General features: G+C 70.3%; 15 protein-coding genes. 7 read left to right on the top strand and 8 right to left on the bottom strand.

Annotated features, from left to right (window positions below; translation table 11 throughout):
- Positions 1-52: 52 nt before the first annotated feature.
- On the bottom strand, positions 53-1,006 hold the full coding sequence (locus AB0L64_RS31410) for a WYL domain-containing protein (RefSeq protein ID WP_363715974.1): 954 nt from the start codon (positions 1,004-1,006) through the stop codon (positions 53-55).
- A gap of 92 nt (positions 1,007-1,098) precedes the next feature.
- On the opposite strand from AB0L64_RS31410, the gene AB0L64_RS31405 reads away from it, so the two are divergent.
- Together AB0L64_RS31405 and AB0L64_RS31400 are read left to right on the top strand one after the other, a co-directional pair.
- Positions 1,099-2,058 carry a YafY family protein gene (locus AB0L64_RS31405; protein WP_363715972.1) on the top strand — a complete coding sequence of 320 codons (960 nt, stop codon included), beginning with the start codon at positions 1,099-1,101 and terminating at the stop codon, positions 2,056-2,058.
- A gap of 45 nt (positions 2,059-2,103) precedes the next feature.
- Positions 2,104-3,009 carry a toxin-antitoxin system, toxin component gene (locus AB0L64_RS31400; RefSeq protein ID WP_363715970.1) on the top strand — a complete coding sequence of 302 codons (906 nt, stop codon included), beginning with the start codon at positions 2,104-2,106 and terminating at the stop codon, positions 3,007-3,009.
- Between the two features lie 32 nt (positions 3,010-3,041).
- Here AB0L64_RS31400 and AB0L64_RS31395 read toward each other — a convergent pair whose 3' ends face one another.
- Together AB0L64_RS31395 and AB0L64_RS31390 are read right to left on the bottom strand one after the other, a co-directional pair.
- Positions 3,042-3,467 (bottom strand): nucleoside deaminase, encoded by a 426-nt coding sequence (locus AB0L64_RS31395; protein ID WP_363715968.1) that lies wholly within the window; start codon positions 3,465-3,467, stop codon positions 3,042-3,044.
- A 23-nt stretch (positions 3,468-3,490) separates the two neighbouring features.
- Complete coding sequence (locus AB0L64_RS31390) at positions 3,491-4,324, bottom strand: LLM class flavin-dependent oxidoreductase (RefSeq protein ID WP_363715966.1); 834 nt, start codon at positions 4,322-4,324, stop codon at positions 3,491-3,493.
- A 93-nt stretch (positions 4,325-4,417) separates the two neighbouring features.
- On the opposite strand from AB0L64_RS31390, the gene AB0L64_RS31385 reads away from it, so the two are divergent.
- Together AB0L64_RS31385 and AB0L64_RS31380 are read left to right on the top strand one after the other, a co-directional pair.
- Positions 4,418-4,879, top strand: coding sequence for an Lrp/AsnC family transcriptional regulator (locus AB0L64_RS31385; RefSeq protein ID WP_363715964.1), 462 nt, complete (start codon positions 4,418-4,420; stop codon positions 4,877-4,879).
- Between the two features lie 52 nt (positions 4,880-4,931).
- Positions 4,932-5,726, top strand: a complete 795-nt coding sequence (locus tag AB0L64_RS31380) for a sugar nucleotide-binding protein (protein ID WP_363715962.1) — start codon at positions 4,932-4,934, stop codon at positions 5,724-5,726.
- On the opposite strand, the gene AB0L64_RS31375 is transcribed toward AB0L64_RS31380, so the two are convergent.
- Together AB0L64_RS31375 and AB0L64_RS31370 are read right to left on the bottom strand one after the other, a co-directional pair.
- Positions 5,716-6,123, bottom strand: a complete 408-nt coding sequence (locus AB0L64_RS31375; RefSeq protein WP_363715960.1) for an OsmC family protein — start codon at positions 6,121-6,123, stop codon at positions 5,716-5,718. The genes AB0L64_RS31380 and AB0L64_RS31375 overlap by 11 nt on opposite strands.
- A 60-nt stretch (positions 6,124-6,183) precedes the next feature.
- On the bottom strand, positions 6,184-6,834 hold the full coding sequence (locus tag AB0L64_RS31370; RefSeq protein ID WP_363715958.1) for an SDR family oxidoreductase: 651 nt from the start codon (positions 6,832-6,834) through the stop codon (positions 6,184-6,186).
- Between the two features lie 17 nt (positions 6,835-6,851).
- On the opposite strand from AB0L64_RS31370, the gene AB0L64_RS31365 reads away from it, so the two are divergent.
- Positions 6,852-7,631, top strand: a complete 780-nt coding sequence (locus AB0L64_RS31365; protein WP_363715956.1) for an alpha/beta fold hydrolase — start codon at positions 6,852-6,854, stop codon at positions 7,629-7,631.
- On the opposite strand, the gene AB0L64_RS31360 is transcribed toward AB0L64_RS31365, so the two are convergent.
- Positions 7,599-9,491 (bottom strand): propionyl-CoA synthetase, encoded by a 1,893-nt coding sequence (locus AB0L64_RS31360; protein WP_363715954.1) that lies wholly within the window; start codon positions 9,489-9,491, stop codon positions 7,599-7,601. The two genes, AB0L64_RS31365 and AB0L64_RS31360, sit on opposite strands and share 33 nt — an antisense overlap.
- A gap of 50 nt (positions 9,492-9,541) precedes the next feature.
- On the opposite strand from AB0L64_RS31360, the gene AB0L64_RS31355 reads away from it, so the two are divergent.
- A complete protein-coding gene (locus AB0L64_RS31355; protein ID WP_363715952.1) occupies positions 9,542-10,462 on the top strand; it encodes a threonine/serine dehydratase in 921 nt (306 codons plus the stop codon).
- On the opposite strand, the gene AB0L64_RS31350 is transcribed toward AB0L64_RS31355, so the two are convergent.
- Positions 10,455-11,063 carry a rhomboid family intramembrane serine protease gene (locus AB0L64_RS31350; RefSeq protein WP_363715950.1) on the bottom strand — a complete coding sequence of 203 codons (609 nt, stop codon included), beginning with the start codon at positions 11,061-11,063 and terminating at the stop codon, positions 10,455-10,457. The genes AB0L64_RS31355 and AB0L64_RS31350 overlap by 8 nt on opposite strands.
- 110 nt (positions 11,064-11,173) lie before the next feature.
- Between AB0L64_RS31350 and AB0L64_RS31345 the strand changes: the two genes are divergently transcribed.
- Positions 11,174-12,373, top strand: a complete 1,200-nt coding sequence (locus AB0L64_RS31345) for a Cmx/CmrA family chloramphenicol efflux MFS transporter (RefSeq protein ID WP_363715948.1) — start codon at positions 11,174-11,176, stop codon at positions 12,371-12,373.
- On the opposite strand, the gene AB0L64_RS31340 is transcribed toward AB0L64_RS31345, so the two are convergent.
- Positions 12,315-13,730 carry an APC family permease gene (locus AB0L64_RS31340; RefSeq protein WP_363715946.1) on the bottom strand — a complete coding sequence of 472 codons (1,416 nt, stop codon included), beginning with the start codon at positions 13,728-13,730 and terminating at the stop codon, positions 12,315-12,317. The genes AB0L64_RS31345 and AB0L64_RS31340 overlap by 59 nt on opposite strands.
- Positions 13,731-13,739 lie beyond the last annotated feature (9 nt).

The raw sequence follows: 13,739 nt of genomic DNA, 5'->3' as shown, positions 1-13,739 counted from the left end.
CCTCCCTGCGGATCATGTACGGCGAACGCTAGACCCGCCCGCCGACAGTCGTTCATCGTGTCGCCGGTTCGCTCGCGGTGTGCAGGCGGTCGGCGAGCGCGCGGCAGGCGGCCTGGAGCTCCGGGCCGCCGATGATGCGGAACGGGGCGTGGATCGCGGACAGCTGCGCGGCGTACCAGTCGGGTTCGTCGGTGCTGGCGAGCAGCCGCGTGCGGTTCTCGTCGATCGCTTCCAGGCGGCCCATGCTGCGCCGGATCCACTCGGCGGCCTGGTCGAGCGGCGCGTCGATCTCGACCTCGATCGCGTAGCGCCACCCCATCGCCAGGTGTTCCTCGACGGCGGCGAGCGGGTCGAGGCCGGCGGGTGCGACGAACTCGGCCGGCTGTGGCTCGACCTTGGTGATCTTGTCGACGCGGAGCACGCGCTGGGCCTCCTTGCCGTGCGACCAGCACAGCAGGTACCAACGGCCGCGGCGTACGACGACCGCCCACGGGTCGACGTCCATCGGCCACTCGTCCTCGTGGCGGCGGTAATGGATCGTCACGCGCCGCGAGTCCGCGCTGTGTGAGACGAGCGCGGCGGTGATCTCCGGATCGGGCGTGCGTGCACCGGGATCCGGTCCGCGGGCGCTGACCCGGCGGATCGCGTCGGTCGACCGCGCGACGGCCTCGGGCAGCACCCGGACGATCTTCCCGAGCGCGTCCTCGACCGGATCCGCCGCGCCGCGCGGCCCTTCGAGCACCGCCATCACCAGGCCGAGCGCCTCTGTGGGCGTGAACATCAGCGGCGGCAGCCGCAACCCGCGTCCGACCCGGTAGCCGCCGTACGGTCCGCGGACCGACTCGATCGGGATGTCGGCCTCGCGCAGGATCGCGACGTACCGGCGGGCCGCGCGCTCCGAGACCCCGAGCTTGTCCCCCAGCTGCTCGGCGGTGATGCCGGGACTGTTCTGGATCAGCTCGAGGACCATCAGGGTCCGCGCCGTCGGGCTCACGTCGTACGCCATCAGTCACCATTCCGGAAGAAGGCCGTCCGGATCTGAGCGTAACCCGTTTTAACTGCTCAGACGGTGAGCGGTTTTTCTGCGACGATCGGGGCATGCGGGCGGATCGGTTGGTGGCGGTGCTGTTGCTGATGCAGGCCCGGGGCCGGGTGACCGCGGCCGACGTGGCGGCGGAGCTGGAGATTTCGGTCGCGACGGCCCGGCGTGATCTCGAGGCGCTCTCGACGGCCGGCATCCCGGTCTATCCACAGCCGGGACGCAACGGCGGCTGGCAGCTGATCGGCGGTGCGCGCACCGATCTGAGCGGGCTGACGGCGACCGAGGCGCAGGCTTTGTTCCTGCTGGTCGGCCCCGCGGCGTCGATCGCCCCCGACGCGAAGGCGGCGCTGCGCAAGCTCGTTCGCGCGCTGCCGGACACGTTCCGCGAGCACGCGCAGGCGGCGGCCGAGGCAGTGGTGATCGACCCGGCACGTTGGGGCGAGCACGTGAAGGAGCGGCCCGAGCTGGTACGCCGCCTGCAGGACGCCGTCGTACGCCGGGAACGCGTCCGGCTGCTCTACTCGGGTCGCGGCCGCGAGACGTCGGAGCGGGTGGTGGATCCGCTCGGGCTCGTCGACAAGGACGACGTCTGGTACCTGATCGCGTGGACGGAGAAAGGTCAGCGGACGTTCCGCATCGACCGGGTGGCGGCGGCCGAGCCGACCGGTGCTTCCTTCGAGCGGCCGCCCGGCTTCGACCTGTCGACGGCGTGGGCGGAGATCGTCGAGCGGATGGAGGAACGACGGTCGGGGCTGACGGCAACGGTTCTGATGGACGAGCGGTTCGTGTGGGTGATGCAGGACCGGCTCGGCCGCAACTGCGAGGTCGACGGGACCGACGGCGATCGCGTGCGGGTCAGGGTCACCGCGCCGACGCCGCTGATGATCGCGCAGCACCTGGCCGGCTGGGGCGGTTCGATCGAGGTGGTGGGCCCGCCGTCGGTGCAGGCGGAGCTCGCGCGACTTGGCCGGGAATTGACGCAGCGCTATGCCGCGGTGGACCAGGTGCATGAGTAAGGTGCGATGGTTCAAAGTGTCCCGATCAAGCCTCAGGAAATATCCGTGACCACATCCCCTCCCCAGCCGCCGCAGAACCCTTACGCAGGTCAGCCGGCCGGCTACGGTCCGCCACCCCAGCAGCAGCAGTTCCCGCAGTACACCGACCCGGGCCAGCAGCCCCAGCAACCCGGTCAGGAACAGTACGGCGGCCAGCAGTACCAGCAGCCGTACGGCGGTGAGCAGTACGCAGGCCAGCAGTACCAGCAGGACGCCGGTCAGCAGTACCCGCCGCAGCAGGGTCAGTACCCGGGCCAGCAGTACCAGCAGGACCAGTCGTTCCCGCAGCAGGGCTACGCGCCGCAGGGCCAGATGACCTGCCGCTTCTGCGGCGGCTACCCGGCGGCCGACGCGACCGTCCGCGGCCACCAGGGCATGATCATCCTGATGCGCTGGCTGAAGCTGACCGGCCCGTTCTGCCGTACCTGCGGGATCGCGTCGGTGCGCGACATGACGTCGAAGAGCCTCTGGCAGGGCTGGTGGGGCATCGGTTCGGCGATCATCAACCCGTTCATCATGCTGATGAACATCGGCCCGATGCAGAAGTTCAAGGGGCTCCCCGAGCCCACGCCGGGCCCGGGCCGTCCGATGGATCCGGGCAAGCCGCTGTTCCAGCGCCCGGCGATCGCCATGCTGATCCTGCCGATCGCGCTGATCGCCGCGATCGTGTTCGCGAACCTGAACTCGACCGAGGCCAAGGCCAAGATCGGCGCCTGTGTGGTGAACAAGGGCACGTCGGTCAACCCGGACGTGAAGGTCGTCGACTGCGCCTCGTCGGAGGCCGAGTACAAGATCGTCGACAAGATCGACGACTCGACCGACGACAGCCAGTGCGGCGAGAACGCCGAGGCGTCGTACCGCTACCAGAACGGTTCCACCAAGTACGTGCTCTGCCTGACGCCGGTCAAGTAGTCGCTGCGGGGTCCCGGCAACGGGACCCCGTGTCAGCTGTAGTAGCCGTCGACCGGTACGCGGGCCTCGTCGTACAAAGCCGGGCCTTCCAACGGGACGGCCGGGAAGCCGCCGGTCGACTTGAGGCCGTCGAGTTGTTCCCCCGACAGCGCGAACACGACCCTGCCGAGGCCGGAGCGTGCAAGAGCGCCCGAGCACATCGGGCAGGGCTGGCAGCTCGTGTACATCGTCGTGCCGGCCGCGACCTCGGGCGTCAGGTGCTGAGCCGCCCAGACTGCCAGCTTCAGCTCCGGATGGAAGCTGATGTTCCCCTCGCTCATCGTGGTGTTGTGGTCCTCGGCGAGGACGGACCCGTCGGGTCCGACCAGCAGCGAGCCGAACGGCGGGTCGCCCGCCTCGCGCGACGCGGCGGCCAGTGCGATCGCGCGGCGCAGGAAGTTCTCTTCTTCAGGGGTCACATCGTCTCCAGTCATAGGGATGGTCACCGGTGGGCCGCGATCGTCGCCAACGCCTGCCAGGCCGCTTCCGGCCGCTCGGTCTCAGTGGGGTCGCCGACGAACGGGTCGAGCACGACGCTCTGCGCGCCGAGCTCCCGCAGGACGGCGAGGTCCTGCACGACCTGGTCGGTCGAGCCTTCGCCGGCCACCCGCTCGTCGTCGCGCAGCGGCTTGTCGGTGAGCCGGAGCAGGATCCGCGGCGCGAACGCCGGCGCCGGCCGGTCGAGCGACGCCGCGGTCGTCCGCAGCCGGTCGAGTCCGTCCCGCAGGTCGCCGATCGTCTGCCGCAACGGATGCCACGCGTCGCCGTACCGGACGGTCCGCCGCAGCGCCGCCGGGCTCGAGCCGCCGACCCAGATCGGGATGGTCCCGTTGCCGTAGTCGGCGGTGTCGGTCCATGCCCGGCGCACCTCGGCGAGGATCTCGTCGGTCCGGCGGCCGCGCCGCGCGTGCTCCGCGCCGAGCGCCTCGAACTCGCCGCGCGCCCAGCCCACCCCGACGCCGAGCACCAGCCGGCCGCCGCTCAACGCGTGCAGGTTCGCCGCCATCCTTGCCACCAGCAACGGGTGTCGGTACGGCGCGATCAGCACCGTCGTCCCCAGCCGGACCCGGGACGTGATCCCGGCCAGCCAGCTGAGCGTGGTGAACGGCTCGTAGAACGGCGCCGGGTACTGCTCCGCGACGTCCGGCGTGATCACCACGTGGTCCGACACCATCAGCAGGTCGTAGCCGAGACCTTCCACGACGCCGGCCCAGTCCCGCAGCCGCGCCGGGTTCGTCCCCGGGCCGAAGTTCGGTACGTTCACTCCAAGTTCCACGCCCTCAGGCTATCCAGGCGAGGGGCCGCCGCTGAAGAGATTCCTCCCGGCGTACGGCACCATCTGCCGGGGAATCGACGGTAGATTGACCGTATGACCGAGACTCTCGATCCGATCGACTGGACGATCCTGAACGAGCTGCAGGACGACGCCCGGCTGTCGCTCACCGAGCTCGGCCGGCGGGTCAACCTGAGCGCGTCGGCCACCACCGAGCGGGTGCGCCGGCTCGAGTCGATCGGTGTCATCACCGGGTATCGCGCGGAGGTCGACCTGACGAAGGTCGGCTACCCGGTGCTGGCCGTCGTACGGCTGAAGTACCCGGGCAACAAGCACGAGCTGCTGCGCCGGCTGCTGGCCGAGCGCCGCGAGATCCTGGAATGCCTGCGGACCACCGGCGACGACTGCTACACGCTGAAGGTCGCGGCCGCGTCGATGCCGCACCTGGAGGAGCTCGTCAACGAGCTGACCGACTTCGGCAGTACGACGACCAACCTGGTCTACTCGCAGACGCAGCGCTACCGCGGACCGCAGAAGCCGGTGACCGACCAGGCGTGAAGCGTGCGACGCGGACTGCCGGTCGGCGGCTCGAACGTTATACAGTCGCCAGGTGAGGTTGCTCGTCACTGGGGCCACCGGGTTCCTGGGGCGTCAACTGCTGCGTGCCGCCGACCACGAGGTCGTGCCGGCGTACCACTCTCAGACCGTGCCGGGCGGGGTGAAGCTCGACGTACGGCGCCGGGACGAGGTGCGGGCGGTGATCCGCGATGTCCGGCCGGACGGGATCATCCACACCGCGTACAAGCAGGACGACTGGGCGACGACGACCGACGGCGCGGTGAACGTCGCGCTGGCAGCGGGCGGTGCGCGGCTCGTGTTCGTGTCGAGCGATACCGTGTTCGGACCGCGGGCCGCCGCCTTCGAGGAGCACGAGCTGCCGTGCCCGACGACGCCGTACGGCGCGGCCAAGGCGGCGGCCGAGACGGCGATCCAGGCGATCCTGCCCAAGGCCGTCATCGCGCGTACTTCGCTCATCATCGGATCCGACGGCCTGTCGGAGGAGGAGCTACGGGTACGCCGGTTGGCGGCCGGCGAACCCGGCGCGTTCTACACCGCCAACATCCGCTGTCCGGTCCACGTCGCGGATCTGGCGGCCGCACTGCTCGAACTGCTCACCTCGGACGTCGCCGGGGTCGCGCACGTCGCGGGCCCGGAGGCGCTGAGCCGGCTCGAGCTCGGGCGCCGGATCGCGATCCGCGACGGCCTGGATCCGGAGGCGCTGCCCTCGGTCCCGGGCGCGCCGTCCGACATCCGGCTCGACAGCCGGCGGACCCAGGAACTGCTGCACACGCGCCTCCGGCCGGCCACCGAGTTCCTGAGTCCGGCGAGCCGTCTCAGTCGTTGACCGTCGTCGTGACAGGGGTGCCGAGCTCGACCGTGCGGCTGACCGTGCACAGCCGGTCGTGGGACATCTTCACCGCGCGCGGCAGGGCCTCGCGGGCCTTGTCGCCGTCCTCACCCTCGGGGAAGTTGATGGTGAACTCGACCGCGAGGTTCTCCATCCGGTTGCCCTCCTCGGGGTCCCGGATCTTGTCACCGCGGACCACCGCGCTGAACTCGGTCGGCTCGGACCGGCGGCTCACCACGATGTCGACGTCGATCGCCGAACAGGTCCCGATCGCAGCCAGCAGCAGCTCGACCGGCGTGAAGTCGGTGTCGGCCCCGCCGGAGCCGACCCGGATGCTCCCGCCGCGGGCGTTCCGCACCTCGTAGCTGCTGTTCACCAGGCGCTCGAAGGTCACCTGCCGGAGTGTGTCTGCCATATGTCGCCGTCCTGTCGCATTCTGTTGCTTGTGGCAACTTCAGAGGTTCTCGAGGGCCTCGCGGACCGGGGTGTCCCCGGCGACGAGCTCGAGCGTCCGGCCGATCGCGGCCGGAGTGTCACAGAGACCGGCCAGCACCAGCGCCACGTCGTCGCGGGTGATCCGGCCGTTGCCGGTCTTGTCGGCGAGGTACACCGTGCCGGTGCCGGGGTCGTCGGTCAGGCCGCCCGGCCGCAGGACCGTCCAGTCCAGGTCGCGCGCCCGGAGGTCCTCCTCGGCGGCCCACTTGGCCTTCAGGTAGATCGTGAACGTCGAGTCGTCGGTGAGTGACTCGGCGCGGTCGGCGCCCATCGAGCCGACCTGGAGGTGCCGCCGGACGCCGGCCCGCTCGGCAGCGTCGGCGAACAGCGCGGCCGCGCCGCGGTCGACGGTGTCCTTGCGCGCGTTGCCGCTGCCGGGCCCGGCGCCGGCCGCGAAGATCGCCACGTCCGCGCCGGACAGCACCTCGGCCACGGCGCCTGCGTCGGCCTGTTCGAGGTCCAGGACGGCGGCCTGCCCGCCGGCGGCGGCGATGTCGGCCTCGTGATCCGGGTTCCGCACCACGCCGACGACCTGGTGCCCGTCGGCGCTCAGCAACCGCGTCAACCGCAGGGCGATCTGACCGTGTCCACCAGCAATCACGACTCGCATACCTGCACACTATCTCTGTGCCACACGCGGCAGCTGTTGACGGGACGAAGATCGCCTATCAGATTCGTGGCGAGGGGCAACCACTTGTCCTCCTGGCCGGTCAGTCGAACAACCACACGTGGTGGGATCCGATCCTTCCCGATTTCGGAGGACGGCGGCTGATCACCCTGGACTGGCGCGGGACGGGTGACAGCGACAAACCCGACGAGCCGTACAGCACGCGCGGGTTCGCGCAGGACGTGATCGCCGTACTCGACGCACTCGGCCTGGACCGCGCGGACATCTACGGGACCTCGATGGGCGGCCGTGTCGCGCAGTGGCTCGCCATCGATGCGCCGGATCGGGTCGGCACGCTGGTCCTCGGCTGCACGTCACCAGGCGCCGAGCACGGGTACGAACGCAGCCAGCAGATCCGCAAGGCGCTGGCCGATCCGGCGCGCAGCGACCGTGTCCTGCTCGAGCTCATGTACACACCGGAATGGCTCGCCCACAACCCCGGCCCGTACTACGTGCTCGGTGACACGGGCATGCCGCCGTACGCCAAAGGCCGTCATCTGGTGGCCAGCAACCGGCATGACGCGTGGGACGGGCTGCCGAGCATCACGGCGCCCACGCTGATCCTGCACGGCACCGACGACAGCTTCAGCCCGGTCGCGAACGCGCAACTGCTCGCCGACCGGATCCCGGGCGCACGGGCCGAGCTGATCCCCGGCGCGCGGCACGCCTACTTCCACGAGTTCCGGTCGGTGGCGAGTCCCGCCGTTCTAGCCTTCCTGGCCGCGCAGGACCGGGCGTAGCGCGTCGAGCACCGCGGCGTCCTCGATCGTCGACGGGACCGGCTCGTCGCGGCCGTCCGCGATCCCGCGCATCGTCCGGCGCAGGATCTTGCCCGAGCGGGTCTTCGGCAGCGCGTCGACCACCGACACGTCCCGGAACGCGGCGACCGGCCCGATCTCCCGGCGTACGGCGGCCACGAGCTCGTCGCGCAGCACCTCCTCGGGGACCGTCGCACCGGCCTTCAGTACGACGAACGCGCGCGGCAACTGACCCTTCAGCGGGTCGTGCACGCCGATCACCGCGCACTCGGCCACCGCCGGGTTCGCCGCCACGACGGCCTCGATCGATCCGGTCGACAACCGGTGGCCGGCCACATTGATGACGTCGTCGGTGCGGCCCATCACGAAGATGTAGCCGTCGTCGTCGATGAACCCGCCGTCACCGGTCAGGTAGTAGCCGTCGTACTCCTTCAGGTAACTGTCGATGTAGCGCTGGTCGTCGCCCCACAGCGTCGGCAGCGCGCCGGGCGGCAGCGGCAGCTTGATCGCGATCGCGCCTTCCTCGTGCGGCAGCAGCTCCTTGCCGTAGCCGTCGAGGATCTGCACGTTCCACCCCGGCATCGGCACCGTCGCCGACCCCGGCTTGGTCGGCAGCGGCTCCAGCCCGCGCGGGTTCGCGGCGATCGGCCAGCCGGTCTCGGTCTGCCACCAGTGGTCGACCACCGGTACGCCGAGGTGCTGGTGCGCCCAGTGGTACGTCTCCGGGTCGAGCCGCTCCCCCGCCAGGAACAGCGTCCGGAACCTGTCGATCGGGTACTTCGCCAGCTCGGCGGCCTCCGGGTCGACCTTCTTGATCGCCCGGAACGCGGTCGGCGCGGTGAACAGCGCCTTCGCTCCGTGCTCGGAGATCACCCGCCAGAACGCGCCCGCGTCCGGCGTACCGACGGGCTTGCCTTCGTACAGGATCGTGGTCGCGCCGACCAGCAGCGGTGCATAGACGATGTACGAGTGCCCGACCACCCAGCCGACGTCGGAGGCGGTCCACCACACGTCGCCCGGGCCGATGTCGTACACGTTGCGCATAGTCCAGGCCAGTGCGACCGCGTGGCCGCCGTTGTCGCGGACGACACCTTTCGGCCTGCCCGTCGTACCGGAGGTGTAGAGGATGTAGAGGGGGTCGGTGGCCGCGACCTGCACCGGTCCGGCCGGCTGGGCCCTTGCGGTGAGCGTGGTCCAGTCGATGTCGCGCTCACCGAGCTCGGCCGGGGCCTGCTCGCGCTGGAACACGATCGTGTGCTCCGGCTGGTGGGAGGAGATCGTCAGCGCTTGGTCGATGATCGGCTTGTACTCGACCACGCGGGTCGGCTCGATGCCGCACGACGCCGCGACGATCACGCGAGGCCCGGCGTCCTCGATCCGGGCCGCCAGTTCGCGTGGCGCGAAGCCGCCGAACACCACCGAGTGGATGGCACCGAGGCGAGCGCAGGCCAGCATCGCGACGACTGCTTCCGGGATCATCGGCATGTAGACGATCACGCGGTCGCCCTTGCCGACCCCGAGCGACGCGAGCGCGCCGGCGAACTCCGCCACCTCGTCCCGCAGTTGCGCGTAGGTGTACGCGCGGCCGCTGCCGGTGACGGGCGAGTCGTAGATCAGGGCGGTCCGCTGTCCGTCACCGGCCTCGACGTGCCGGTCGAGGGCGTTGTACGACGTGTTCAGCTCGCCGTCGGGGAACCAGCGGAAGATCGGGGCGTGGGCGGCGTCGATCGCGCGGGTCGGCGGCCGCGTCCAGGTGATCGCCTCCGCGGCTTCGAGCCAGAATCCGTGCGGGTCGTCCAGGCTCCGCCGGTAGCTCTCCTCGTACGCGCCCATCCCAGCCATTGCCTGGCCTCCCAACCGTCGGCTGATTCCCATCGTGGCAGGGTTGGGGCATGACAGTAAGCCTCGACGACGTCCAGCGCGCCGCGGAACGGATCGCCGGACGGGTACGGCGTACCCCGGTGATCCCGCTGGCGCCCGGCCTCACGTTCAAGCTCGAACTGCTCCAGCACACCGGCTCGTTCAAGCCGCGCGGCGCGTTCAACCGCCTGCTGACCGCGAAGGACAGCGGCGAGCTGACCGGCCAGGGCATCGTCGCGGCCTCCGGCGGCAACCACGGGCTGGCCGCGGCGTACGCGGCCCGCGAACTCGGCGTACCTGCGCGGATCTTCGTACCGGAAACGACGCCGGCCGCGAAGCTCGGCAAGCTGCGCACGCTCGAGGCGGACATCGTGCAGGTCGGATCCGAGTACGCCGAGGCGTACCAGGCGGCGCTCGCCGAGCGGGAGGAGACGGGCGCACTGCTGGTGCACGCCTACGACCAGCCCGAGATCGTCGCCGGCCAAGGCACCGTCGGTCTCGAACTGCTCGAGCAGGCCGGCGGCTTCGACACGGTCCTGGTCGCCGTCGGTGGCGGCGGCCTGATCGCAGGCATCGCCACCGCGATCGGTGCCAACGCCCAGGTGATCGGCGTCGAGCCGGCGCAAGCACCCACGATGCACCGCGCCCTGCGTGCAGGGCAGCCCGCGGATGGATCGGTCGGCGGGGTCGCTGCCGACTCGCTCGGAGCCCGCCGCTTGGGCGATCTCGCGTTCGAGGCAGTCCAGGGCCATCGCGTGCAGTCCGTCCTGGTGGACGACGAGGCGATCATTGCCGCCCGCAAACAGTTGTGGCACACGTACCACCTGGCGGCCGAACACGGCGGCGCCACGGCGTACGCGGCCTTGACCTCGGGGGCCTACGAACCAGCGGCCGACGAGCGGGTCGTCGTGGTGGTCTGCGGGGCCAACACGGACCCGAGCACGCTTATTTGACGCGCTGCTGCTTGTCGTCCGCCAGCACCCAGGCCGCGAGCACCCCGGCGATACCGCCGAACAGGTGGCCCTGCCAGGAGATCCCGTCCTGCGGCAGCAGCCCGCCGAGCAGCGCGCTGCCCCACACCATCACGACGAGGATGCCCAGCAGCACCTGACCGAGCCGCCGGTTGAACAGCCCGCGGAGGATCAGGTACGACGCGTACCCGAAGACCAGGCCGCTGGCGCCGATCGTGATCGTGTTCGGCGGTGAGATCAGCCAGGTGCCGAAGCCGCCGATCACGGTGACGATCGCGGTCACCGCGAACAGCCGGGCCGCGCCGCTGACCGCGATCAGCGCGCCGAGGGTGACCAATGGCAGCGTGTTCGAGATCAGGTGCCCGAACCCGAGGTGCAGGAACGGCGCAGTGAGGATGCCGACCAGGCCGCGCGGCTCACGGGAGATGATCCCGTACTGGTCCAGCGCGCCGTTCATCGCCGTGTCGACGACCTCGGACAGCCACATCAGCCCCACCAGCGCAACGAGCAGCTTCAGCCCGCTACCGATCCTGGCGGCATCCACACTCCGCCCAGATCGCTTCGCCGGGGTCTGAAAGCTCATGTCTCTACGATGCCGTACTCCCCCAAGTCTCAGCCCGAGACAGGCGCGGCGACAGCGGACAGTGATATCTGTGATACTGCGAGTGGCACTCGTCGCAGTGAGGGGGAACGATGCCGATCGCTGTCTATGTCCTTGGGCTGAGCATCTTCGCGCAGGGCACGTCCGAGCTGATGCTCGCCGGACTGCTGCCCGAACTCGCGAGCGATCTGCACGTCTCGATCCCCCGGGCCGGGCTGCTGATCTCGGCGTTCGCGCTCGGCATGCTCGTCGGCGCGCCGGTCCTCGCGGTCGCCACGCTCACCTGGTCCCGCCGTACGGCGTTGCTCGTCTTCCTCGGGGTCTTCGCGCTCACCCACGTCGCCGGCGCGCTGACCTCGAGCTACGCGGTGCTGCTCGCGACCCGGATCGCCGGCGCGTTCGTGTACGCCGGGTTCTGGTCCGTCGCCGCGGTGACCGTCGTCAACCTCGTACCGGCGACCAGCCGCGCCCGCGCAATGAGCATCGTGACGGGCGGCCTGACGATCGCAACCATCGTCGGGCTCCCGCTGGGCACTGTCCTGGGTCAGCATCTGGGGTGGCAATCCGCGTTCTGGACCGTCGCCGGCCTGTGCGTCCTTGCGATGGCCGGCGTGCTGGCCACCGTCCCGGCCGACCGGCTCGATCCCGCGAGCGCACCCCGGCTGGCCGACGAACTCCGGGGCCTCCGCAATGCACGACTCTGGCTGGCCTTCGCCACGACAGCCCTGGTCACCGCCACGATCCTCGTCGTCTTCAGCTACCTGGCGCCGCTGCTCACCCGGACCACCGGCCTGCCGGACGGCGCGGTCCCCGCCGTCCTCGCGCTGTACGGCCTCGGCTCCTTCATCGGGATCACCATCGGCGGCCGATTCGCCGATGCGCTGCCGTTCCACACGTTGTTCATCAGCATCACAGGGCTGATCCTGCTGTCCGCCGTACTGGCGCTGGCCGCCGGCGTCCCGGCCGCGGCGATCACGGTGACCGCGCTGCTCGGCGGCTTCGGGTTCGCTGCCAACCCGGCTCTGAACGCCAGGGTGTTCGGCCTGGCCGGTGACGCGCCGACGCTCGCGACCGCGACGAACTTCTCCGCGTTCAACGTCGGCATCACGGCCGGGCCGTGGCTCGGCGGCCTGGCGATCGACGCCGGTGCGGGCTACCCCGCACTCGGCTGGATCGCTGTCGCCACCGGAGCCCTGGCCCTGGTGACCGTGGTGGTCGCGGCGTATCTGCCGGTCAGTTCACCGGCCCCTGTTGATCGAGGTGCGACGGGTCGAAATCGGCGTGCCGGTTGAACACGTACTTGTTGAGCAGCCACGTGAGCGCCCACAGCCCGACGCCGACCAGCATCAGCCAGCCGGCGATCTTGTAGTCGGCCGACGCCCGGCCGGACAACGGGCTCGCCAGGTAGACGCACAGCACGGCGCCCAGCACCGGCAGCGCGGTCGGCGCATGGAAGTGCTTGTGCTCGACCGGGTCCCGGCGCAGCACCAGCACCGCGACGTTCACGATCGCGAAGACGCAGAGCAGCAGGAACGCCGTCGTACCGCCCAACGCCGCAAGGTCGGCGTACCCGATCAGGGCGAAGGCGAGCAGCGTTGTGAACAGGATCGCGATGTACGGCGTCCGGCGGCGGCGCAGCACCCGGCCGAGCGGACCGGGCAGCACCTGCTCGTGCGACATCCCGTACAGCAGCCGGCTGGCCATCAGCATGTTGATCAGCGCCGAGTTCGCGACCGCGAACATCGTGATCCACGCGAACACCTCGAGCGGGAACCCTGGCGCACCGGCCTGGACGACCTTCAGCAGCGGCGTGGCGCCCTTGTTCAGCTCGTCCGGCGAGACCAGCGCGACCGCTGAGATCGCGACCAGCACGTAGATGACACCGGTGATGCACAGGCCGATCAGCATCATCCGCGGGAAGATCCGGACCGGGTCCTTGGTCTCCTCGGCCATGTTGACCGAGTCCTCGAAGCCGACCATCGCGAAGAACGCCAGCGCGGTCGCGGCGGTCACCGCGCCGAACCCCGACTCGCCCTCGGGGACGTGGAACTCGGTCAGCCGGGAGGTGTCGCCGTCGCCGCCGATCAGCGCCCAGGCGCCGATCCCGATCACGATCAGCAGACCGCTGAGCTCGACGCAGGTCAGGACCACGTTCGCCTTCACGCTCTCGCCGACGCCGCGCAGGTTCACCAGCGCGATCAGGGTCATGAACGCGAGCGCGGTGATCATCAGCAGCGCGCCGCGGTCGGGGTCGATGTGCGCCGCGGAGAAGAAGTTCGCCGCGAACGCCTTGGACGCGCTGGACGCCGAGGTCAGGCCCGAGCACATCACCGCGAACGTCAGCAGGAAGGTCAGGAAGTGGATGCCGAACGCCTTGTGCGTGTAGACCGCGGCGCCGCCTGCCTTGGGGTACTTCGTGACGAGCTCCAGGTAGCTGGTCGCGGTCAGCAGGGCGACCACGAACGCGCACAGGAACGGCAGCCACACCGCGCCGCCGACCTCGCCGGCCACCTTGCCGGTCAGCGCGTAGACGCCGGTGCCGAGGATGTCGCCGACCACGAACAGCAGCAGGAGCCCGGGCCCCATCACCCGCTTCAGCTCGGGACGCTCGCCGGCCTTCGGCTCGGCGGCAGCCGTACCGTCACTCATTGTGCCTCC

It is taken from the genome of Kribbella sp. NPDC051936 (assembly GCF_040680955.1).
Lineage (GTDB): Bacteria > Actinomycetota > Actinomycetes > Propionibacteriales > Kribbellaceae > Kribbella.
Note: the sequence above shows the minus strand (reverse complement) of the source record. Positions and strands in the feature narration are given on the sequence as shown.